This is a genomic window from Falsiroseomonas sp. E2-1-a4 (genome assembly GCF_051433165.1).
Classification (GTDB): Bacteria; Pseudomonadota; Alphaproteobacteria; order Acetobacterales; family Acetobacteraceae; genus Falsiroseomonas.
Map to the genome: position 1 here is coordinate 1 of NZ_JBHMFS010000016.1, position 20,687 is coordinate 20,687.

The 20,687-nt window shown below is 69.5% G+C and carries 16 protein-coding genes; 5 read left to right on the plus strand and 11 right to left on the minus strand.

Annotated elements, in window-relative coordinates:
• The 5 genes from ACFHNC_RS17115 to ACFHNC_RS17135 all read right to left on the minus strand — a co-directional run.
• Positions 1-962: tripartite tricarboxylate transporter substrate binding protein (locus ACFHNC_RS17115; RefSeq protein ID WP_437170446.1), on the minus strand; the 962-nt coding region annotated here is incomplete at its 3' end.
• Complete coding sequence (locus ACFHNC_RS17120; protein WP_437170447.1) at positions 959-2,557, minus strand: hydantoinase B/oxoprolinase family protein; 1,599 nt, start codon at positions 2,555-2,557, stop codon at positions 959-961. The genes ACFHNC_RS17115 and ACFHNC_RS17120, both read right to left, overlap by 4 nt.
• On the minus strand, positions 2,554-4,377 hold the full coding sequence (locus ACFHNC_RS17125) for a hydantoinase/oxoprolinase family protein (RefSeq protein WP_437170448.1): 1,824 nt from the start codon (positions 4,375-4,377) through the stop codon (positions 2,554-2,556). Before ACFHNC_RS17125 ends, ACFHNC_RS17120 begins: the two co-directional genes overlap by 4 nt.
• A 2-nt stretch (positions 4,378-4,379) precedes the next feature.
• The gene (locus ACFHNC_RS17130; protein ID WP_437170449.1) at positions 4,380-5,621 is read right to left on the minus strand and encodes an NAD(P)/FAD-dependent oxidoreductase; all 1,242 of its coding nucleotides are present in this window, start codon (positions 5,619-5,621) and stop codon (positions 4,380-4,382) included.
• A gap of 85 nt (positions 5,622-5,706) precedes the next feature.
• On the minus strand, positions 5,707-6,507 hold the full coding sequence (locus tag ACFHNC_RS17135; RefSeq protein ID WP_437170450.1) for an IclR family transcriptional regulator domain-containing protein: 801 nt from the start codon (positions 6,505-6,507) through the stop codon (positions 5,707-5,709).
• 100 nt (positions 6,508-6,607) lie between these two features.
• Here ACFHNC_RS17135 and ACFHNC_RS17140 point away from each other — a divergent pair, with 100 nt between their 5' ends.
• Entirely contained in the window at positions 6,608-7,933 is a 1,326-nt protein-coding gene (locus ACFHNC_RS17140) for a Rieske 2Fe-2S domain-containing protein (RefSeq protein WP_437170451.1), read from the plus strand.
• On the plus strand, positions 7,930-9,345 hold the full coding sequence (locus ACFHNC_RS17145; RefSeq protein WP_437170452.1) for a glutamine synthetase family protein: 1,416 nt from the start codon (positions 7,930-7,932) through the stop codon (positions 9,343-9,345). Before ACFHNC_RS17140 ends, ACFHNC_RS17145 begins: the two co-directional genes overlap by 4 nt.
• A gap of 11 nt (positions 9,346-9,356) precedes the next feature.
• On the opposite strand, the gene ACFHNC_RS17150 is transcribed toward ACFHNC_RS17145, so the two are convergent.
• The gene (locus tag ACFHNC_RS17150) at positions 9,357-10,922 is read right to left on the minus strand and encodes an ABC transporter substrate-binding protein (protein WP_437170453.1); all 1,566 of its coding nucleotides are present in this window, start codon (positions 10,920-10,922) and stop codon (positions 9,357-9,359) included.
• 94 nt (positions 10,923-11,016) lie between these two features.
• Here ACFHNC_RS17150 and ACFHNC_RS17155 point away from each other — a divergent pair, with 94 nt between their 5' ends.
• From ACFHNC_RS17155 to ACFHNC_RS17165, 3 genes are read left to right on the plus strand one after another with little or no spacing between them, the layout of a single operon-like run.
• Positions 11,017-12,399: an amidohydrolase family protein gene (locus ACFHNC_RS17155; protein WP_437170454.1), complete on the plus strand. Its 1,383-nt coding sequence runs from the start codon at positions 11,017-11,019 to the stop codon at positions 12,397-12,399.
• Positions 12,400-12,409: 10 nt separating this feature from the next.
• The gene (locus tag ACFHNC_RS17160) at positions 12,410-13,714 is read left to right on the plus strand and encodes an NtaA/DmoA family FMN-dependent monooxygenase (protein ID WP_437170455.1); all 1,305 of its coding nucleotides are present in this window, start codon (positions 12,410-12,412) and stop codon (positions 13,712-13,714) included.
• Positions 13,715-13,724: 10 nt separating this feature from the next.
• Positions 13,725-14,729: an aldo/keto reductase gene (locus tag ACFHNC_RS17165; RefSeq protein WP_437170456.1), complete on the plus strand. Its 1,005-nt coding sequence runs from the start codon at positions 13,725-13,727 to the stop codon at positions 14,727-14,729.
• Here ACFHNC_RS17165 and ACFHNC_RS17170 read toward each other — a convergent pair whose 3' ends face one another.
• The 5 genes from ACFHNC_RS17170 to ACFHNC_RS17190 all read right to left on the minus strand — a co-directional run bounded on the left by ACFHNC_RS17170 (position 14,730) and on the right by ACFHNC_RS17190 (position 20,603).
• Entirely contained in the window at positions 14,730-16,430 is a 1,701-nt protein-coding gene (locus ACFHNC_RS17170) for a putative 2-aminoethylphosphonate ABC transporter permease subunit (RefSeq protein WP_437170457.1), read from the minus strand.
• Entirely contained in the window at positions 16,423-17,535 is a 1,113-nt protein-coding gene (locus ACFHNC_RS17175) for an ABC transporter ATP-binding protein (RefSeq protein ID WP_437170458.1), read from the minus strand. Before ACFHNC_RS17175 ends, ACFHNC_RS17170 begins: the two co-directional genes overlap by 8 nt.
• Positions 17,535-18,566 (minus strand): putative 2-aminoethylphosphonate ABC transporter substrate-binding protein, encoded by a 1,032-nt coding sequence (locus ACFHNC_RS17180; RefSeq protein WP_437170459.1) that lies wholly within the window; start codon positions 18,564-18,566, stop codon positions 17,535-17,537. The genes ACFHNC_RS17175 and ACFHNC_RS17180 overlap by 1 nt, the downstream gene beginning before the upstream one ends.
• A 79-nt stretch (positions 18,567-18,645) precedes the next feature.
• Positions 18,646-19,635 (minus strand): ABC transporter ATP-binding protein, encoded by a 990-nt coding sequence (locus ACFHNC_RS17185; protein ID WP_437170460.1) that lies wholly within the window; start codon positions 19,633-19,635, stop codon positions 18,646-18,648.
• A complete protein-coding gene (locus tag ACFHNC_RS17190) occupies positions 19,632-20,603 on the minus strand; it encodes an ABC transporter ATP-binding protein (protein ID WP_437170461.1) in 972 nt (323 codons plus the stop codon). Before ACFHNC_RS17190 ends, ACFHNC_RS17185 begins: the two co-directional genes overlap by 4 nt.
• Positions 20,604-20,687 lie beyond the last annotated feature (84 nt).

Genomic DNA, 20,687 nt, shown 5'->3' on the forward strand with positions numbered 1-20,687 from the left:
AGGGAGATGCGGCCCTCGCGCACCACCACGGCCCATTTCGCCACCTCCGCCCGCACGAAGGCATCGAATTCGGCGGGGGTGGTGGCTTCCACGGTAAAGCCCTGGGCGGCGAAGCTGTCCTTGATCTCGGGCGAGGCCATGGCGCGGGCGACCTCCGCATGCAGCCGGGCCATGATTGGGGCCGGCGTGCCTGCCGCGGCGAACAGGCCCTGCCAGGATGTGGCGGCGAAGCCGGGCAGCCCGGCCTCATCCATTGTCGGCACCTCCGGCAGCAGCGGGTGGCGGGCGGGGGAGGTGACGGCGATCGGCCGGATTGCCCCCGCGCGCACCTGCGGCAGCGAGACCAGGAAATCCGCGAAGCTGGACTGCACCTGGCCGCCGACCAGGTCCGTCAGCGCGGCGGCGGAGCCGCGATAGGGCACATGCGTCAGCTCCACCTTCGCCGCCTGGCCGAACATCACGCCGGTCAGGTGCATCGAGGTGCCGTTGCCCGGCGTCGCATAGGTCAGCCCGCCATTCGCCGCCTTGGCCGCGGCGATGTAGCCCGCCAGGTTCTGGATCGGCTGGTCCTTGTTCACCACCAGGATCAGCGGCGCGGAGACCACGCGGGATAGCGGCGCGAAGGCGGTGGCCGGGTCATACGGCAGGTTGCGGAACAGGCTGCCGGCGATGGCATTGCTGCCGGTGACGCCCATCAGCAGCGTGTGCCCATCGGGCGGCGATTTCGCCACCATGTCCGCGCCCACCGTGCCGCCGGCGCCGGGGCGGTTTTCCACCACCACGGTCTGACCGAGGGCGACCGTCAGCTTCTCCGCCAGGCGCCGCGCCAGCGTGTCCGTACTGCCACCGGGCGGGAAGGGCACGACGATGCGGAGCGTGCGGCTGGGCCAGGTCTGTGCGAGTGCGGGCGTGGCCAAGGCCGCGCCGAGGGCGGCGCCGAGGCTGCGTCGGGTAAGGGTCATCCAAGGTCTCCCTGTTGTTGTTGTGCGGGGCCCCAGCCGCCCCCGCCCGCGGTCTCCAGGATGAAGCGGTCCCCCGCCGCCCAGGCGATGCGCGCCTTCGACGGCAGGTGCCGCACGGAGCCATCGGCGGCCAGGATGCGTGCCGTAGCTGGTGCCCCTGGCCCGCCGCCCTGCGCGCCTGGCGCGCCGGCCAGATGCCGCTCGCCGCGGTATGAGATTTCCGCTGTGCCCGACAGCAGCCGATAGATCCGCCGCACGCCATCACCACCCGGATGCAGCCCGTCGCCGCCGGAGTTCTGGCGGCGCGCGATCGCCTCGACGCGGATCGGCGCCACGGATTCCAACATCTCGGCCGGCAGGTTGCGGGCGTTGGAGACATCGGCCGAGAGGCCGGGCAGCCCCGGCCCATCCGGCCGTCCACCGGACCCGCCGGCGACAATTTCCGTGAAAATCCAGCGCCGGCCTTCGGCATCCGTGCCGCCGATGGACAGCACCACGGCGACGCCGGCATTGGGCGCGGCGGCGGGTTTTGGGGACAGCCGCGCCAGGGCGGCGAACAGCGCGTTGCAGGCCAGCTTCACCGTGGCGGTGCGCGCATTCACCGCGGCCGGAAAGCGCGGATTGACCACGCTGCCCTCCGGCAGATGCAGATCCAGCAGATCGAGCAGCCCATGATTGGCCGGAGCATCCGGCGCCAAGCGCTGCAACAGGCAGAAGCAGGCGGCGAGCAGGCCGGAGGGCGCGGCATTCACCGGCCCGGCGGTCTGCGGCGCTGATCCGGTGAAATCCACACCGAGACGCGGGCCGGGCAGGCGGCGCAGCGTGACGCGGATGGGTACGGCGGCGGCGCTGCGGCCATCGCCTTCCAGCGCATCTTCCGCCATCGCCTCGGCTTCCGGCAGGGCGGCGAGCGCATGGGCCAAGGCGTCGCGCGCTTCCGCCAGCAGGGCGGCGCAGCCTTGGGCGAAGGCCGCGAGACCCATGGTGGTGGCGAGCGCCGAAACCTCCCGCGCGGCCAGCGACACGGCGGCCCATTGCGCGGCGAGGTCGCCCGCCAGCATCGCGGGCGTGCGGGTGTTGGCGGCGAGGATTGTGGCGATGCCCGCATCCTCCGCCCCCGCATGGCGCCACTTCACGGGCGGCAGGCGCAGGCCTTCCTGAAAGATGCTGTCCGCATCGGGCGGCACGGAGCCGGGGGCGATGCCGCCGATATCCTGGTGGTGCAGGATGGTGGCGGCGAAGGCGACCACGCGGCCCTGCGCAAAGACCGGCCGCGCCACGATCAGATCCGGCAGATGCGTGCCGCCGGACCAGGGATCGTTCAGCAACAGGCCATCGCCCTCGGCAAGTGTCTCGGGCGGGAAGGCGCGGGCAAGGGCGGCGATGGCCGGGATCATGCCGCCGAGCAGCAAAGGCAGCGACCGTGCCTGCGCCAGCACGCGGCCATCCGGCAGGAACAGCGCGGCGGCGCAATCCATGCCTTCGCGTGCGACGGGGGATAGCGCGCTGGCCAGCAGGCTGTCCTGCATGCGGTCGGCCAGACCCTCCAGCGCCAGGCGCAGGATTTCGCGGGAGGCGGCCTCGGCGAGGCTCATGCCGCATCTTCCAGCAGCAGCGCGCCATCGGCGCGTGGTGTCGCGCGCCAGCCGGGTGGGATGCGGAGGGTGGCATCGGCGAAATCGCGCAGCACCGTGCCATCCGGCAGGTGGCGTTCGGCCAGGGGTAGCGCGGCGGCGTGGGGCGGTGGCGGGCCGAGCGGTGCTGTTGCGACGCAGCGCAGCGCCAGGATGCGGCGCGCACCGCCTGGGGCATGGCCGCGCATGGCGGCGTGGGCGGTATCGAAGCGCGCGGCCAGCGCGGCGGCGGGCTCGCCGGGGGTGAAGGGCACCTCCAGCGTCTCCGCCTGGCCGGCATAGGCCATGGCGAGGCTGTGCGCGGGTTCCGCCGTGCAGCCCCAGGCGGCGAGGCGGATGGTCAGCGCCGCGGCCTGCGCCAGGGCCTGGTGTTGGGGAAGGTCGTCCAGCGCCAGGTCGCAGGGCGCCTCCAGCGACGCGGAGGCCGGTGCCAGGGCCAGGCCGAAGGCGGAAAGCAGGCCGGGCGCGGGCGGTACCAGCACGCGGCGGGCGCCGATGCGCCGCGCGATGGCCGCCGCATGCAGCGGCCCGGCGCCGCCGCCGGCGACCAGCAGCGCCACGGTCGGGTCCAGCCCGCGGCGCAGCGCGATGCGGCGCAGGGCGCCTGCCAGCAGGGCCTCCGCCAATTCCAGCGCCGGCGTGGCATCGGTGGTGCCAAGCGCCGCGTGCAGGGCGGTGGCGGCTGCCTGCCGGTCCAGGGCCTGGCCGGAGAGCGTGGCGGGCAGCCAGCCGGCCAGCAGCGCGGCATCCGTCAGCGTGGCTTGGGTGCCGCCACGGCAGGCGGGGCGGGAGGGCGGGCCGAAGCGGATGCGGCCGGCTTGCAAGGTCAGCGTCGTGCCGCCGCCCATCGCCAGGCTTTCGACATCCAGCGCCGGGCAGCGCAGCCGCAGCGCGCCCAGCCCGATCTCCCGTGCCGTCAGCGGCACCCCGGCGCGCACCAGGCTCACCTCCGCCGTGGTGCTGCCCATGTCGAGGCCGATGGCGTCCTCGCCCGCCGCCCAATGCGCGACGGCGCGCGCGCCCGCCGCTGGGCCGGAGAGGGCAAGGCCGAGGGGCTGCGCCAGCGCATCCGCCAGCGGTGCCAGCCCGCCTTCCGCGCGCAGCACCCAGGGGGCGGGCAGCAGGCCGGTGAGGCGTGTTGCCAGCAGCGGCTTCAGCGCGGCATCGGCCAGCGTCGCCAGCATGCGTTCGAATTCGCGCAGGCCGGGATCGACCCGGTGCGATAGCGACAGGCGCAGGTCGGGGCGCGTGGCGTGAATGGCCTGTGCCACCGCCTGTTCATGCGCCGGGTTCAGCGGCGCGAAAAGCAGGCAGATGGCAACCGGCGTACCCTCCGGCAGCGTCGCGATCAGGTCGGGCAGCGGGGCGAGGGGTTCCACCTCCGCGCCGCGCGCATCAATGCGGCCGGCGATCTCGCAGCGCCATGCGGGAGGGGAAAGCCAGGGCGGCGTGGGCGGTGGTGGCGCCTCGTCCATCGGGTCGCGCTTCGACTGGCGGCCGAGATCGGGCACGTCGCCAAAACCCTGCGTCGTGACCAATGCCACCGGGCTCGCCGTGCCGCTGACCAGCGCGTTGGTGGCCAGCGTGGTGGACAGGCGCAGCCGCGCCACCTCCGCCGCCGCGATGCCGGCGGCGGCCAGCAGCGCCGCGATGCCGTCGCGCAGCGGTGCAGCGTGGTCGCTCGCGTGTTTCAGCAGGATCGGCGGCGAGCCGGGCGCGCTGGCGAACAGATCCGAAAAATCACCGCCGATATCGATCGCGACATCGAGGCGGCGCGTCATGCTCAGGCGGCCCAGCGCGTCGGCGCGAAGGCCGAAAGGTCGATCTCCGGATCGCGGCCGGCGACCAGATGCGCGATCTCCCGCCCCGTGCTGGCGGCGCCGCACATGCCGATATGTCCATGGCCGAAGGCGAACCAGGCATTGTCCACGCGCGGCGCGCGGCCGATCACCGGCAGGCTGTCCGGTAGGCAGGGGCGGTGGCCCATCCATTTGCTGGTGCTGCTGGTATCGAGATGCGGGAACATTTCCTTCCCGCGCGCCAGCAGCATGGCGGCGCGGCGGAAATCCGGCGCGGCGTTGAGGCCGGCGAATTCGACGGACCCCGCTAGGCGCAGGCCCATCTGCATCGGGTTCACCATCAGGTTGTGCTCCACCGCCATCACGGTGTGGCGCAGCGCCAGGTTGTTGCTGGCGACCGTCACGTGATAGCCGCGCTGCGTCTCCAGCGGGATGCGTGGGCCGAGCTGGTTCGCCAGCTTTGCGGACCAGGCGCCGCCAGCGAGCACCACGCCTTCCGTTACCAGTGACTCGCCGCCCTCCAGCTCCAGCGCATGGACCGACCCGCCCTTGACCCGAAAACCGGTGACGCGGGCGCGGTGCACCTGGGCGCCATCGCGCTCGCATTGTTCGAACAGCGCGCGCGTCATCGCGGCGGGGTCGAGGGTGCTGCCATTCTCGGGCGCCAGAATGCCGAAGCGGAAACGGCCCTTCAGGTCCGGCTCCAGCGCGACGAGTTCGTCCTCGGCCGCATCACGCATCTCGACACCCAGCGAGCGCCGCAGATTCATCCCCCAGGCCCATTGGCGCGCGGCCTCCGCGCCGGAATAGACATAGAGGCAGCCGCTGCGGCGCATCAGCCCGCTGGCATTGGCGCGCTGCAGCAGCGGCTCGTAGCACTCGAAGATCGGCGCCAGCAGCCCGCGCAGTGCGGTGGCGATGCGAACCACTTCATCTCGCGAGGAATGCTGCAGGAAGCGCAGCAGCCAGGGCGCAGCGACGGGCGCATACCACCAGCGCACTGCGAGCGGCCCGAGCGGATCGAGCAGCCAGCGCGGCACCTTCTTCCACATCCCCGGCATGCCGACCGGCAGGCAGGCGGAGGGTGAGAGCGAGCCGGCATTGCCGAAGGAGGTCGCCTCCGCCGGACCGAGCGGATCGACGAAGATCACCTCGTGCCCATCGCGTTGCAGCCAGGCCGCGGTGGCGGTGCCGACGATGCCGTTGCCGATCACCGCAATGCGCATGCTGGGCCCCTGACCTGGCAAATGTTCGAAGACCGAACATCTGTGCGAATGCTAGCGCGCGTTCCGCGCAACACGCAACGACGCGCTACAATAATTGCTGCGCCAGTTCGGCCGCCTGTGCGCGCAGCAGCGGCAGGTAGCCTTCGCGCAAGGCCGTCGCCGTACCGCGTTCCGTGTGCATGCCGATGTTGAGCGCGGCCACCACGCGCCCGTCGTAGCGCCGCAGCGGCACGGCGAGCGAGCGAAAACCCTGCTCGGCTTCCTGATCCACCAGGGCGAAGCCATCGCTGCGCGCCTTGGCGATGCGCTTGCGGATTCGCAGCGGGTCGAGCTCCGTCTGCGGCGTGAGGGCCGCGGGCGGGTGCCTGGCCAGCACCGCCTCCATCTCGGCCTCCGGCAGCCCGGCCAGCAGCACGCGGCCGAGGGCGGTGCAGAAGGCGGGCAGGCGCAGGCCGACATTCGTTGTCAGGTTCAGCAGACGGGCCGGCTGGCCATAGGCGATGAAGACGATCTCCGCCCCATCCAGCACCGCGGCGGAACAGGGCGCGCCGACCTCCGCGCTTAACTTCTCGCAGCGGGGCTGGAGGATGTTCGACAGGCCATTGGCGCCGAGATAGCCGGCCGCCAGGCGCAGCACGCCGGGTGTGAGGCGGAACAGCTTGCCCTCCGCTTCCACATGGCCAAGCACGACCAGCGTGTGCAGCGCGCGGCGCACGGTGGCGCGCGGCAGGTCCACGGTGCGCGCGACCTCCGCCAAGGTCATCTGCCGGCGCTCCGGCCCGAAGGCTTGCAGCACCGCCAGGCCACGCGCCAGGGCTTCGAGGAAATCCGGGCCGTGGCCGGCGGCCTCGCGGCGCTCGGCATCCTCGGCATTCAGGCGCGGCATGGCGGGACCTTCCAATTGCGGCTTGTGCGGGAAGCTGGGGCTTGGCTACTATCGCACAAGTGTTCGGTCAGTGAACACTTGCTGCCGGAGCCGCCGCACCATGATCTCCGCCGAATTGAACGAACGCCTGACCCGTGTTGGCTCCGGCACGCCGGGCGGGCGCGTGCTGCGGCAATACTGGCAGCCGATCGCGCTGCTGGATGAGCTGGAGGACAAGCGCCCGGTGCGCGCGGTGCGCGCGCTCGGCCAGGATTTCGTGCTGTTCCGCGACGAGCAGGGGCAAATCGGCCTGCTGGACCGGGACTGTCCACACCGCAACGCGGACCTCGCCTTCGGACGGCTGGAGGATGGCGGGCTGCGCTGTCCGTTCCATGGCTGGCTGTTCGACGTGCAGGGAAAATGCCTCGACACGCCGGCGGAGCCGGAGGGCAGCACGCTGTGCACGCGCATCCGTCAGCGATCCTACCCGGTGGAAATTCGCAGCGGCATCGTCTTCGCGTTTCTGGGCGAAGGCGTGGCGCCGCCCTTCCCGGCGCTGGATTGCTTCACCGCACCGGGCAGCCACACCTTCGCCTTCAAGGGGCTGATCTCCTGCAACTGGCTGCAGGCGCTGGAGGTCGGCATCGACCCCGCCCATGCCAGCTTCCTGCATCGCTTCTTCGAGGATGGCGACGCGGCCGATGCCTATGGCAAGCAGTTCCGCGCCACCTCCGACGGCTCCGACCTGCCGATGACCTATGTGCTGCGCGAATATGCCAGGCCGCGGATCGAGGTGGAGAACACGGAGTACGGCCTGCGCGTGACGGCGCTGCGCACCATCAACGAGGCGACGACGCATGTGCGCGTCACCAACCTGGTGTTTCCGCAGGCCTTCGTGATTCCGATGAGCGCGGAGATGACCATCACCCAGTGGCACATGCCGGTGGATGACACGCATACCTACTGGATCGCGATCTTCACCAGCTTCGCGAAGCCGGTGGACCGCGCGCAGATGCGGGCGCAGCGGCTGGAATCCTACAGCCTGCCGGACTATCTGCCGAAGCTCGGCCGCCACAACGACTATGGCTTCGACCCCGAGGAACAGGCGACCGAGACCTATACGGGCATGGGCGAGGACATCAATGTCCATGACCAATGGGCGGTGGAATCGCAGGGTGCCATCCAGGATCGCACGCGCGAAAACCTGGCGAGCAGCGACAAGGCGATCGCGGCCAATCGCCGCCTGCTGATGCGGGCCATGGCCGCGATGGAGGAAGGCCGCGCGCCGCCCCTGATGCAGGATGCGGAGACCACCGCGCGCATCATCGGCCCCGCCGCCATCGACACCATGGCGCCAACCGCGGAATGGGAAACGCGTTGGCGCGACGCCGTTTCGCGCCGCCAGGGCGCCGCCCCCTGGGCGCCGCCGGCGCTCGCCGCGGAATGAGCTTTGTCGAGCGGCACGGGCTGGATCAGCCCGTGCTACGCGCCGATGTCCTGCGACAGATCGAGGCCGCGGGCCTTGGCGTGCTGCGCCTGGCTTTCCCGGACCAGCACGGCATCCTGCGCGGCAAGACAATCATGGCGGGCGAGGCCGCGGGCGCGCTGGCCAATGGCGTGGCGATGACGACCACGCTGCTGCTGAAGGATTCCTCGCACCGCACCGTCTTCCCGGTCTGGTCTGCCGGTGGCGCGATGGGCGAGAAGGCGATGGAGGGCGCGGCGGATGCGCTGCTGATCCCGGACCCCGCCACCTTCCGCATCCTGCCCTGGGCGCCGCATACGGGTTGGGTCCTCTGCGACGCCTATTTCCCGGATGGCCGCCCGGTGCCGCTGGGCACGCGCCATTTGCTGCGCCAACAGGTTTCCAAAGCGGCCGAGCTGGGCTTCGATTTTGTCACCGGGCTGGAGGTGGAGTTCCACCTGTTCCGCCTGGTGGACCCGAAGCTGGCCCCTGCCGATGCCGGCCAGCCGGGCACGCCGCCGGAGGTCGCGCTGCTGACGCAGGGCTACAACTACCTGACCGAGCTGCGCTACGACCAGATCGACAGCGTGCTGGAAATCCTGCGCCGCGAGATCCAGGCGCTCGGCCTTCCGCTACGCTCGATGGAGGTTGAGTACGGGCCGAGCCAGGTGGAGTTCACCTTCGGCCCGCAGTCGGGTCTGGCGAGCGCCGATGCGATGGTGCTGTTCCGCAGCGCGGTGAAGCAGGTGGCGCGGCGGCACGGCTACCACGCGACGTTCATGTGCCGCCCGCGCATCCCCAATGTGATGTCGAGCGGTTGGCATCTGCACCAGTCGCTGGTGAAGGATGGCCGCAACGCCTTCATCGGCGAGGGCACGCTGCTGTCGGAGACGGCGCGGCATTACCTCGGCGGGTTGCTGCACCATGCACGCGCGGCAGCGGCCTTTTCCACGCCCACCATCAACGGCTATCGCCGCTACCGCAGCCATTCCCTGGCGCCGGACCGCGCCATCTGGGGCATCGATAATCGCGGCGTGATGGTGCGCGCGCTGGGTGCGCCGGGGGATGCGGCGACGCGGCTGGAGAACCGGGTGGGGGAGCCGGCGGCAAACCCGTATCTCTATCTGGCCTCACAGCTCGCCTATGGGCTGGAGGGCATTGCCGCGCAGCGCGACCCTGGCCCACCCGCCGATACGCCCTATGAGACCGACGCACCGCTGCTGCCGCGCGGCCTGGCGGAGGCGGTCGCTGCGCTGGAGGATAGCGCCGCGGCGCGCGCCGCCTTTGGCGACACCTTCGTGAGCTACTTTGCGCGGTTGAAGCGGGCGGAGATCGCCCGCTTCGAGGCCGAGGTGTCCGAATGGGAACACCGCGAGTATTTCGAACTATTCTGAGGAGCAGCCGGTCACTGCGCCGGCTTCATCGACATCGCATAGGTTTCCTCGTCATTGCGCGCGATCACCTCGATGCTGCGGCGCGAGGCCCAGATGTTCACCTGGTGGTGCAGCGGGATGATGGCGTGGTCGGCCATCGCGACGCGGGTGGCTTGGCGGTAGAACTCCTCGCGCTCTTCCACGTCGATCGTGGTCAGCGCGCGTTCCAGCAGTGCGTCGAATTCCGGGTTGGAATAGAGCGAGCGGTTGGAGGTGCCGCGGCCGCGTTCGCGGTTCGGCGTGGCGATCAGGCCGACCATCGGGCTGTCCGGTTCACCGGTGCCGGTGCCCCAGCCGGAGAGGCCAATGGGGAATTCGTTGCGGGCGGAGCGGCTGAAATAGACGTTGGACGGCATCGCCTGCACATCCACGCGCACACCGATGCGCGCCCACATCTGCGCCACGGCCTGGATGATCTGCTCGTCATTCACATAGCGGTTGTTGGGGCCGGCGAGCATCACGCGGAAGCCGTTGGGGAAGCCGGCATCCCGGAGCAATTGCTGTGCGCGCGGCGCATCGAAGCGCGCGGGCTTCAGGGTGGGGTCGTGGCCCATGACGCCTTCCGCCAGGAACTGGCCGGAGGGCGAGGCGAAGCCGCCCATCACGCGGCTGACGATGGCATCGCGGTTGATCGAGATCGACAGCGCCTCCCGCACCCGGTTGTCGCGCAGCGGGCTGCGCTCCAGCTTCTCGCCATTCGGGCCGGTGAGGCCAGGCGGATCGTCGGTCGCATGGTTCACATACAGGTAGATGTTGCGGAGCGCGGCGCGGCTGGCGATGCGGATGTTCGGGTCGTTGCGCAGCGTGTCGACGTCCCGCGTCGAGACGGCGTCGATCGCCTGAACGTCGCCTGCGCGCAATGCGGCGATGCGCGATGCGTCATTGGCGATGATGCGGTAGTTCACCCGCGCCCAGGGCTGCGCGGGGCCCCACCAGGCCGGGTTGCGCTCCATCACCGCCTGGGTGCCCGGCTCGTAGGAGACGAGGCGGTAGGGGCCGGTGCCGATGGCGGCGCGGCCGTTGTTGAAATCTGCGGTGTCGATATCCGTGCCGACTGTCCGGCTGATGATGGAAATGCCGCTCATCCAGTTCGGCATCAGCGGGTTCGGGGAGGCGGTGTGCATCCGGATGGTGTGGTCATCCACCACCTCCAGCCGCTGCACCTGGCGGGTGTAGATGGTGTAGCTGCCGGGGCTGTTGCGGACATTCGGCACGCGCGCGAAGGTCGAGACGATGTCCTCCGCCGTGAAGGGCGTGCCGTCATGCCAGGTGACGCCCTGGCGCAGCTTGAACTCCCATACGGTGGGGCTGATTGAGGCCCAGGATTCGGCCAGGCCCGGGCGCAGGCGGAAATCCTCATCCGTGCCGACGAGCCGGTCGAAGATGTGCTTGTTCAGCGCGTTGTTGGGCGTGAGCGTGTGGTAATGCGGGTCCATCGAGGTGAAGGCGCCGCCGACGGCGATGCTCAAATTCTGCGCTGAGGCGCCCGCCATTGCGCTGAACGCCAGGAAGGTTGTGGCCAGCAGGGTCTTGTGCATGGGTATCTCCCCGGACATGCTCGTCGCAGGCATCGTATGGGTCACACAAAGCGACCGCAACTGCCTTGTCATATCGCCAGGGGAAGCCGCACCGATGGATTTGCTCGTCACCGATGCAGTCATCGTCACCCAGGATGCAGAGCGCACGATTCTTGACCGAGGGGCGATCGCGATCCGCGGTGACCGCATTGCCGATATCGGGCCAACCGATCGGTTGGAGGCCGCGCACCCGGACCTGCCGCGCATGGCCGGCCGCGGCAAGGCGGTGCTGCCGGGCTTTGTGAACGCGCACACGCATACGATCCTGACGGTTCTGCGGGCGACGGTGGAGGATTGGTCGGGCAATGCCGTCTATGGCTACATGTCCCCGGTTTCGTACACGATGACGCCGCATGAGCGCGCGGTGATGGGCATGCTCGGCATTGTCGAGGGCATTCGCTCCGGCGCCACCACCTTCGTCGATCCCTTTCGGCATGTGCCGGATTATGCCGATGCCATGGCGTCCCTGCGGGTTCGCCTGGTGCTCAGCGAGAACTGCGCGGATGTGAACACGCTGAAGATCCGCCATGGCGACTGGTCGCAGGACCCGGCCTTTGGCGAGGGTTTTCTCGAACGCACGCGGGATGGCATCACGCGTTTCCACAATACGCATGAGGGGCGGCTGCAAATTCAGATCGCGGCGCATGCGACGGATAACTGCACGCCGGAATACCTGGAGAAGCTGACGGACCTTGCGCGCCAGCACAACATGCCACGCACCATCCACCTGGCGCAGTCGGTGGAGGAAATCCGGGTGATCCGGGAGAAGTACGGCTGCACGCCGGCGGAATACCTGGCGCGCCACGGCTGGGCGGAACCCGATGTGGTCGGCGCGCATTGGACCTATCTGACGGAGCGCGACATCGCGCTGCTCGGCGAGCGCGGCATGCAGATGGTGCATTGCCCTGCCAATGGGTCTCGTCGTGGCCCGCATCCGGTGCTGGCGAAATCCATCCGCCGTGCCGGCATCAACATCTGCTTCGGCACCGATAACATGACGGAGGACATGTTCCACGCCATGAAGATCGGCCTGATCGTGCATCGGGGTGCCGAGAACCAGCAGGGCACGGAGCCGCAGCCGGAGGATATTTTCGACAGTTGCAATCGCAACGGTGCGCGCAGCATCGGGCGGCAGGATGATATCGGCAGCTTGGAGATCGGCAAGAAGGCCGACCTGACCTTCCTCAACCTGAACACGCCGGCGCTGCGGCCCGTGACGAACCTCATCGGCAACATCGTGCATTACGGGCATCCGGGCACGGTGGAATCCGTGATGGTGGACGGCGAATTCGTGCTGCGCGACGGTAAGTTGCTGGTGGCGGATGAGATGGCGTTGCTTGAGGAAGCGCAGGCGGTGACCAAGGCGGTCTGGGCGCGGATGCTGGCGAACAACCCGGACCTGCCGCCGCCGCGCAAGCTGAACTGGCTGGATGTGTGAAGGCGTGACCATGTCGAAGAAGATGCACCTGGTCGCCTATCTGAAGACCGGGCCGAGTGCGAGCTACCCCGGAAGCTGGCGCCACCCGACGGCGACGTTGCACGATCTGTTCGAACCCTCCCGCTACGAGCATATCGCGCGCGTGCTGGAAGCGGCCTGCTTCGATGCCTGCTTCTTCGCCGATGGCCTCGGCCTGCCGGACAACTACAAGAACCACTTCGCGGATTATGCCGGGCGCGGCGGGCAGACCAGCATGCTGGACCCGATGGTGGTGCTGCCGCTGATGGCGCGGGTGACGCAGCATCTCGGCCTCGGCGCCACGCTGTCGACCACCTTCCACAACCCCTACAATCTGGCGCGCTCGCTGGGCTCGCTTGACCTTCTGAGCAAGGGACGGGTGGCGTGGAATGTTGTGACCACGGCGCGGGAGTTCGAGGCGCAGAATTGCGGGCCGGAATCCCTGCCGCCGAAGGAAACGCGCTACGACCGCGCGGATGAGATCCTGGAAGCCTGCTTTGCGCTGTGGGATGGGTGGGATGCGGATGCGCTGGTGCTCGACAAGGCCAGCGGCGTTTTTGCTGACGCGGAGAAAATCCGCTACGCGAATTATGTGGGCCAGCATGTCTCCTCGCGCGGGCCGCTTTCCATCCCGCGCAGTCCGCAGGGGCGGCCTGTCATCATGCAGGCGGGGTCCTCCGAACGCGGACGGCAATTCGCGGCGCGCTGGGCGGAGATGATCTTCTGCTCGCCGGCCACCAAGGCGGCGGCCATCGCCTATCGCAGCGATATCCGCGAGCGGATGGAAGCCATCGGCCGCAACCCGGACGAATGCGCCGTGCTGCCGACACTGCAATTGGTGATCGGGGAGACGGAGTCGATCGCGAAGGAGAAGGCGGAGCTCTACGCCTCCCTGGCCGATCCGGAGCTGGTGCTCGCCGCCAGTTCCTGGGCCGTGGCTGCCGATCTCAGCCTGCTGGAGACGCCGGAGGCGATCGAGGGCCAGGGCGGCAACCAGGGCGTCCAGGGTCACCGGGACCGGATGATTCAGGTGGCCAAGGCCAAGGGCATCAGCTTCGCGGAAGCCGTGCGCCGCCCACGCGACCTGACGGCCGGCACACCCGTGATGATCGCCGATATCATCGAGGATTGGTTTAAATCCGGCGCCTGCGACGGCTTCATCCTGCCGCCCACCACCTTCCCCACCAGCTTCGAGGAATTCGGCACCATGGTGGTGCCTGAACTGCAACGCCGCGGCCTGTTCCGTACCGCCTATGCCGGGTCTACATTGCGAGAGAATTTGCACAACGCCGGGTGAGGATACGCCAATGAACTATCGCAATCTTGGGCGCAGCGGCCTGCGCGTCTCCCCGCTCTGCCTCGGCGCCATGATGTTCGGCGGTGCCACGGATGAGGCCACCAGCCGCCGCATCATCGATACGGCGCGCGGCCAGGGCATCAATTTCATCGACACGGCGGATGCCTATAATGGCGGCGCCTCGGAGCAGGTGGTGGGCCGCGCCATCGCCGCGGATCGCGCCTGGTGGGTGCTGGCGACGAAGCTGGCGAACCCGGTGATGCCGGGGCCGAACGGGGCCGGGCTGTCGCGGCGGCACATCATGTTGGCGGTGGAAGCCAGCCTGAAGCGGCTGGGCACGGATTGCATCGACATCCTGTATTGGCACAAGGAGGATCACGGCACGCCGCTGGCGGAGGCGGTGCACGCCATGGCGGATCTGGTCCGCGCCGGGAAGATCCGGCATTTCGGCGTCTCCAACCACCGGGCCTGGCGCGTGGCGGAGATCTGCCGGCTGTGCGACCTGGCGGGCATCGACCGGCCGGTGGTCAGCCAGCCGCTGTATAATGCGCTGAACCGGATGGTGGAGGTGGAGCATCTGCCGGCCTGCGCGCATCTCGGCCTCGGCGTGTTTCCCTATTCGCCGCTGGCGCGCGGCGTGCTGACCGGCAAGTACAAGCCGGGTGCAGCGCCGCCGGAGGGCACGCGCGCGGCGCGGCAGGACAAGCGCATGATGGAGACCGAGTGGCGCCCGGAAAGCCTGCGCATCGCGGCGGAGATGGCGGCGCGCGCGGCGGAGCGTGGCGTCTCGCCCGGGCAGTTCGCGCTGGCCTGGCTGCTGAACAACCGGCTCGTGACCGGCGCTATCGTCGGTCCGCGGACGGAGGCGCATTGGGCGGACTACATGGGCGCGCTGGATTACCGCTTCACGGCAGAAGATGAGGCGCTGGTGGATGGGCTGGTCGCCGCCGGCCATCCCTCCACCCCCGGCTACAATGATCCGGCCTATCCGCTGGAAGGCCGCATCGCTCGCTGACTACCGCTGCCGCCAGCGCTGTGTCGTGCGTGCCACCAGCCCGCCGGTGGCGAGCTGGAGCAGCTTCACCGAAGCCGTGATAGCCAGGATTGTCACCGCCATTGCCGCGGCAGCACTGGACTGCCCGGCCTCATCCATATGCACCACGGCGACCGAGGCCGGCTTGGTATCCGGGCCGTACAGGAAGATTACGGCCGAGACGGTCGTCATCACATTGACGAAGGCATAGACGGCGATGTCCAGGATCGCCGGCAGGCAGATCGGCACCGTCACCCGCCCGAAGGTCACCACCGCCGGGACCTTCAGCGAAGCGCCGACCGATTCGAATTCTGGGTCGAGCTGGCGGATCGCCGTGACCGCCGTCAGGTGCATCACGGTGTAGAAATGCACCACGCCGTTCAGCACCAGGATCGCCAGCGTGCCGTAGAGGAAGACGAGCGGGTTGGCCGGGTGGTTGAAGAACAGGATGAAGGCGAGGCCGAGCACCAGCCCTGGCACCGCCAGCGGCACGCCGGCGATGAAGCGCACGGCGCTGGCCAGGGCCCCGCCCGGCGCGCCACGCTCCAGCAGCCAGGCGGTGGTGAAGATCAGCGCGGTGCCGCAGATGGCCGCCGCCGCCGCGATCCGTACGGAATTCCACAGCGCCGACCAGCCGGCGGTGTCGAAGCGGTCGAAGTCATAGTTCTGCAAGGTCAGGCTCAGGTTGTAGGGCCAGAAGGTGACCAGCGACCCCCACACCGCCACCGCCACCAGCCCCACCAGCGCCACCGCCACCAGCACGCACAGCCCCAGCAGCGGCAGGTCCCGCGCCCGGCGGGGCTGCGGCATGTAGGCCACGGCGCGGCCGGATAGCAGGCCGCTGCGCTGCCGGTTGGCCCAGCGATCCGCGGCGAAGGCCAGCAGCGCTGGCAGCAGCAGCACCAGCCCCACCACGGCGCCCATGTTGAAGTTCTGCAACCCGACGACCTGCTTGTAGACGTCCGTCGCCAGCACCGGGAACTGCCCGCCGATGACCTTCGGAATTCCGAAATCCGTCACCACCAGCGTGAAGACCACGACGCTGGCGGAGACCAGCCCGTAGCGCGCCATCGGCAGCGTCACAGTGCCGAAGATGCGGAGGTGGCCGGCGCGCAGCACCGTCGCGGCCTCATACAGCCGGGCATCGGCGGTGGAGAGTGCGACCACCAGGATCAGCGCCGCATGCGGGAAGCAGTAGAAGACCTGCGCCACCACAATGCCGATCGGGCCGTAGATGCTGTGGCCGAATAGCAGGTCCCGCAGCATGCCCTGGTTGCCGAACAGGTAGATCAGCGCCAGCGCCGGCAGCAGCGACGGCGCCAGCACCGGCAGCAGCATCGCGGAGCGGAAGAAGCCCTTGGCCGGGATGCAGGCGCGCGTCAGCGCATAGGCGAAGCCGAAGGCCAGCGGTACCACCAGCGCCGTGGTCAGCGCCGCGGTCCAGACGCTGTTCCAGGCGGCCTGGCGCAGGCTCGGCGTGGTGGCGTATTCGGCGAAGTTGGACAGGCCGACGAAGCTGCCCTGCGGGTCCTGGAAGGCGCGCAGCAGCAGCGTGCCGAGCGGCAGAACCAGCCCCGCCAGCAGCACCGCGAAGGCCAGCAGCAAACCGCCCCGCAGCAGCCGCGCCTCCAGCGGCACCACCACCGGAGAAGGTGGGCGGGCCGGCAGCGCGGTGTCAGACATCCCGCGGGAAGACCATGAGCCGTTCGGCGGGCAGGGCGGCCAGCAGCACCTCGCCGATCGCGGGCGCCACGCCGGGGTTCACATCCGCCTCCAATTGCAGCCGTCCCACTTGCAGGGTGACGCGGCAGATCGGGCCGAGGAATTCCTGGTGGATCACCCGGGCGGCGAAATGCCCCTCCAGCGCGGAGGCGCTGGGGCCGAGCGCCACATCCTCCGGCCGGATGAAGGCCTGCACCGGCGTGCCATACAGCATGCGGCGCGCGCCCAGGCAGGGCAGGGTCAGCCCGTCTGCCGCGAGCGTGCCGGGCGTGGCATCCACCTTCGCCTCGAAATGGCTGGCATGGCCGACGAAGCCGGCGACGAAGGCGCTGGCCGGGTGGCGGTAGATGGTCTCCGGCGTGCCGATCTGCTCGATATGGCCGCGGGACATGACGACGATGCGGTCGGAGACGCCCATCGCCTCCTCCTGGTCATGGGTGACCATCACCGTTGTCACACCGAGGCGGCGTTGCAGCGCACGCAGTTCCTGGCGCAGATGTAGCCGTACCTGGGCATCGAGGGCCGAGAGCGGTTCATCCAGCAGCAGTAGGCCAGGTTCCGCGGCCAAGGCGCGGGCCAGCGCCACGCGCTGCTGCTGGCCGCCGGAAAGCTGCGCCGGATATTTGCGGGCATGTTCGGAAAGACCGACCAGCTCCAGCAGTTCCGCCACGCGCTGGGTGCGGCGCGGCGACGGCCAGGCCTTGCCACGCAGCCCGTAGCCGACGTTCTCGTTCACGCTGAGATTGGGAAACAGCGCGTAGGATTGGAAGACGATGCCGAAATCCCGCGCGGCCGGCGGCAGGAAGGTGATGTCACGCCCATCCTGCAGAATGCGCCCGCTGGTGGCAGGATCCAGCCCGGCAATGGCGCGCAGCAGCGTGGTCTTGCCGCAGCCGGAGGGGCCGAGGAAGCAGACGAATTCCCCCGCCGCCACCGTCAGGCTCGCGCGTTCCAGTGCGATGGTGGTGCCGAAATGCTTCGACACCTGTTCCACCACCAGATAGGGCGGCGGCGCGGTGGCGGCCGCGGTGCCTGTCGCCGGCGCCGCGGCCAGTTGCGCGCTCATCAGTTGCGCGGGGCCGACTTGTTGTCGAAACGGCTGGCCCATTCGCGCAGGATCGCGTCGCGGCGCAGCGCCACGTCGCGGAAGTTCTGGCTGACCAGGCGCTGCTCGAACTCGGCCGGGTAGTTCTGCACCGTAGGCTGCACACCGGGCAGGGCGACCAGCGCGTAGTAGCGGCCATACAGCTCCATCGCCGGGCGGCTGACGGCGAAATCGGCCAGGCGCTTCGCCGCTTCCATGTTGCGGCTGCCGCGCAGGATGGCGGTCGCCTCCAGGTCGAAGCCCACGCCATCCGTCGGCACGATGATCTCGATCGGCGCGCCCTGGTTGCGCAGCGTCACGGCGCGCATGTCGAAGGAGATGCCCAGGCCGTATTCGCCGCGCGCGGCGTTGTTGCAAGGGGCGCTGCCGCTGTGGGTGTAGACCTGGATGTTCTCGTGCAGGCCGGTCATGTAGGTCCAGGCCGCGTCATTGCCCTGGGCGCCGAGCCAGCCGGCGACGCTGAGGAAGCCGGTGCCGGAAGACGCCGGGTTCGGCATGACGATCTGGCCGCGATAGGCCGGGTTCAGCAGATCCGCCCAGGTGCTCGGCCGCGGCAGGTTGCGCTGCTGGGCGACCACCGTGTTGAAGCAGATGGCCGAGACGAAGGCGTCCATGCCGGTCCAGGTCATCGGGCTGCGGTCGGAACGGAAGTTCGGGCGCAGCGCCTGCGCCCCCTGCGGCGTGTAGGGCTCCAGCATCTCCTGCGCTTCCATCTGAAGCAGCGAGAAGACGGAAAGGCCCCAGACCATGTCGGCGCGCGGGTTCTGACGCTCCGCGATCAGGCGGGCGGTGATGATGCCGGTGGAGTCGCGCACCCAGGCGATCTCGATGGAGGGCACCGCGGCTTCGGCGGCGCGCTTGAAGGGGGCGAGCTGCTCATTCTCCAGCGCCGTATAGACGGTCAGGCGCGTGCGCTGCTGCGCTTCCGCGGCGGGGGGCAGCAGGGTGCAGGCGAGCGCGACGGCGGTGGCGGTCAGGGTGCGGCGGTTCATGGTGGCGGCTCCGGGCGTTCCGCGCGGCTTGATGGCGCAGGCGGAACGGGCCGTCACGTGACGGTTTCATGGCGCCGCGCTAGCGCAGGGCGACCTCCGGGATGCGGTTGGCACCTTCCGCGATGCGCAGGCAGGCAGCCTGGTGGGCTGCATCGCCGCGGATGGCGCGAAGCTCCGGCCCTGTCTCGCGGCAGATGGGCGCGGCCACCGGGCAACGGCTGGCGAAGTGGCAGCCGGGCGGGAGCGCGATGGGGGAGGGGATTTCGCCCTCCAGCACATGTCGCCGCAGCACCGCTTCCGGGTCCGCCGGCAGATGCGCGGAGATCAGCGCCTGTGAATAGGGATGCGCGGGATCGGCGAAGATCTGCGCGGCGGGCGCGTATTCCACGACGCCGCCGAGATACAGCACCATGATGCGGTCGGAGATCAGCTTCACCGTGCCGAGGTCGTGGCTGATGAACATCATCGCGACGCCGGTTTCCGCCTTCAGCTCCGCCAGCAATTCCAGGATTCCGGCGCGGACCGACAGGTCGAGTGAGCTGGTGGGTTCGTCCAGCACGATCAGCTTCGGCTGGGTGGCGATGGCGCGCGCGATGCAGACGCGCTGCAACTGGCCGCCGGAGAGTTCGGAGGGGTAGCGCGTCAGCAATTCCGTGGTCAGGCGCACACGGCGGGCCAGGTGTTCGGCGCGGTCCCGGCGCTCGCTGCGTGAGAGCTTCGTGTGCAGAAGTAGTGGTTCCGCGATCAGCTCGCCGATGCGGATGCGCGGGTTCAGCGCGCTCCACGGGTCCTGGAACACCATCTGCATCTCCGCGCGCAGCGGGCGGCAGGCGGATTCGGGCAGGGTGGTGATGTCGCGGCCCTGGAAGCGGATGCGGCCGGCGCTGGGCTTCAGCAGGCGGATGACGGCGCGGCCGATGGTGGATTTGCCGGAACCGCTTTCGCCGACCACGCCCAGCGTCTCGCCGGCATTGATGGTGAAGGACACGCCATTCACCGCATGGACGGTGCGGCCGCCCTGGGCAGGGAAGCGCTTTTCCAGCGCCTCGACATCGAGCACCGTGGTCATGCCGCCACCCGGTGACAGCGCGCGATGTGGCCCGCGCCGAGTGCCACATCCGGCGGCGGCTGCGCGCAATCCGCGCCGGCCTGCGGACAGCGGTCGCGATAGGCGCAGCCCTCCGGCAAGCGAAACAGGTTCGGGGGCGGGCCGCCGACGGTGCGGGGTCCGCCGAGTTGCAACCGCTCCGGCGTCGCGCCGATCAGGTTGGCGGTGTAGGGGTGCGACGGCTTGGCGAAGACCTGGCGTACGGGACCGGATTCCACGATGGCGCCGGCATACATCACCGCCATCTCGTCGCAGTAATGCGCCACCACGCCGAGGTCATGGGTGATGATCATGGCGCCGATGCCGGTGCGGCGGACGAGGTCGCGCAGCAGGTCCAGGATCTGCGCCTGCACCGTCACATCGAGGCCGGTGGTCGGCTCATCCGCAATCAGCAGCCGCGGCGCGTTCATCAGCGCGAGCGCGATCAGCACGCGCTGCGCCATGCCGCCCGAAAGCTCATGCGGCCAGGCGGCCATGCGCCGCGCCGGGTCCGGGATGCCGAGCGAGGCGAGCATCTCCACCGCGCGGTCGCGTGCCACGCGCTCGCTCACCTTGCGATGGGCGCGGTGGATGCGGATGAGCTGGTCGCCGATTCGGCTGAGTGGGTCGAGCGAGGATTTCGGGCTTTGCACCACCAGCGAAATGTCACGGCCCCGCAGCGCGTTCACCTGCGCGTCCGGCATCGCAAGCAGGTCCTGGCCCTCGAACAGCGCACGTCCGCCGACAACCCGCGCCGGCGGGCGCAGCAGGCCCATGATGGAGGTGGCGGTGAGCGATTTGCCGGCGCCGGTCTCGCCGACCAGGCCGAGGATGCGGCCAGCGTCCAGCTTGAAGGACACGCCGTTCAGCGCGCGCGCGGTGCGGATCTGGTTGTCCAGGTCGCGCGAGATGAAGTGGGTGTGCAGGTCTTCGACGGATAGCAGCGTCATGCCCCTACCCTCAAGCGCCGGGCGCCCCCTTTGGGGGCTTGGCTGCGCGCCACAAGGCGCGGCGGCCATTCGGCCGCTCGGCCT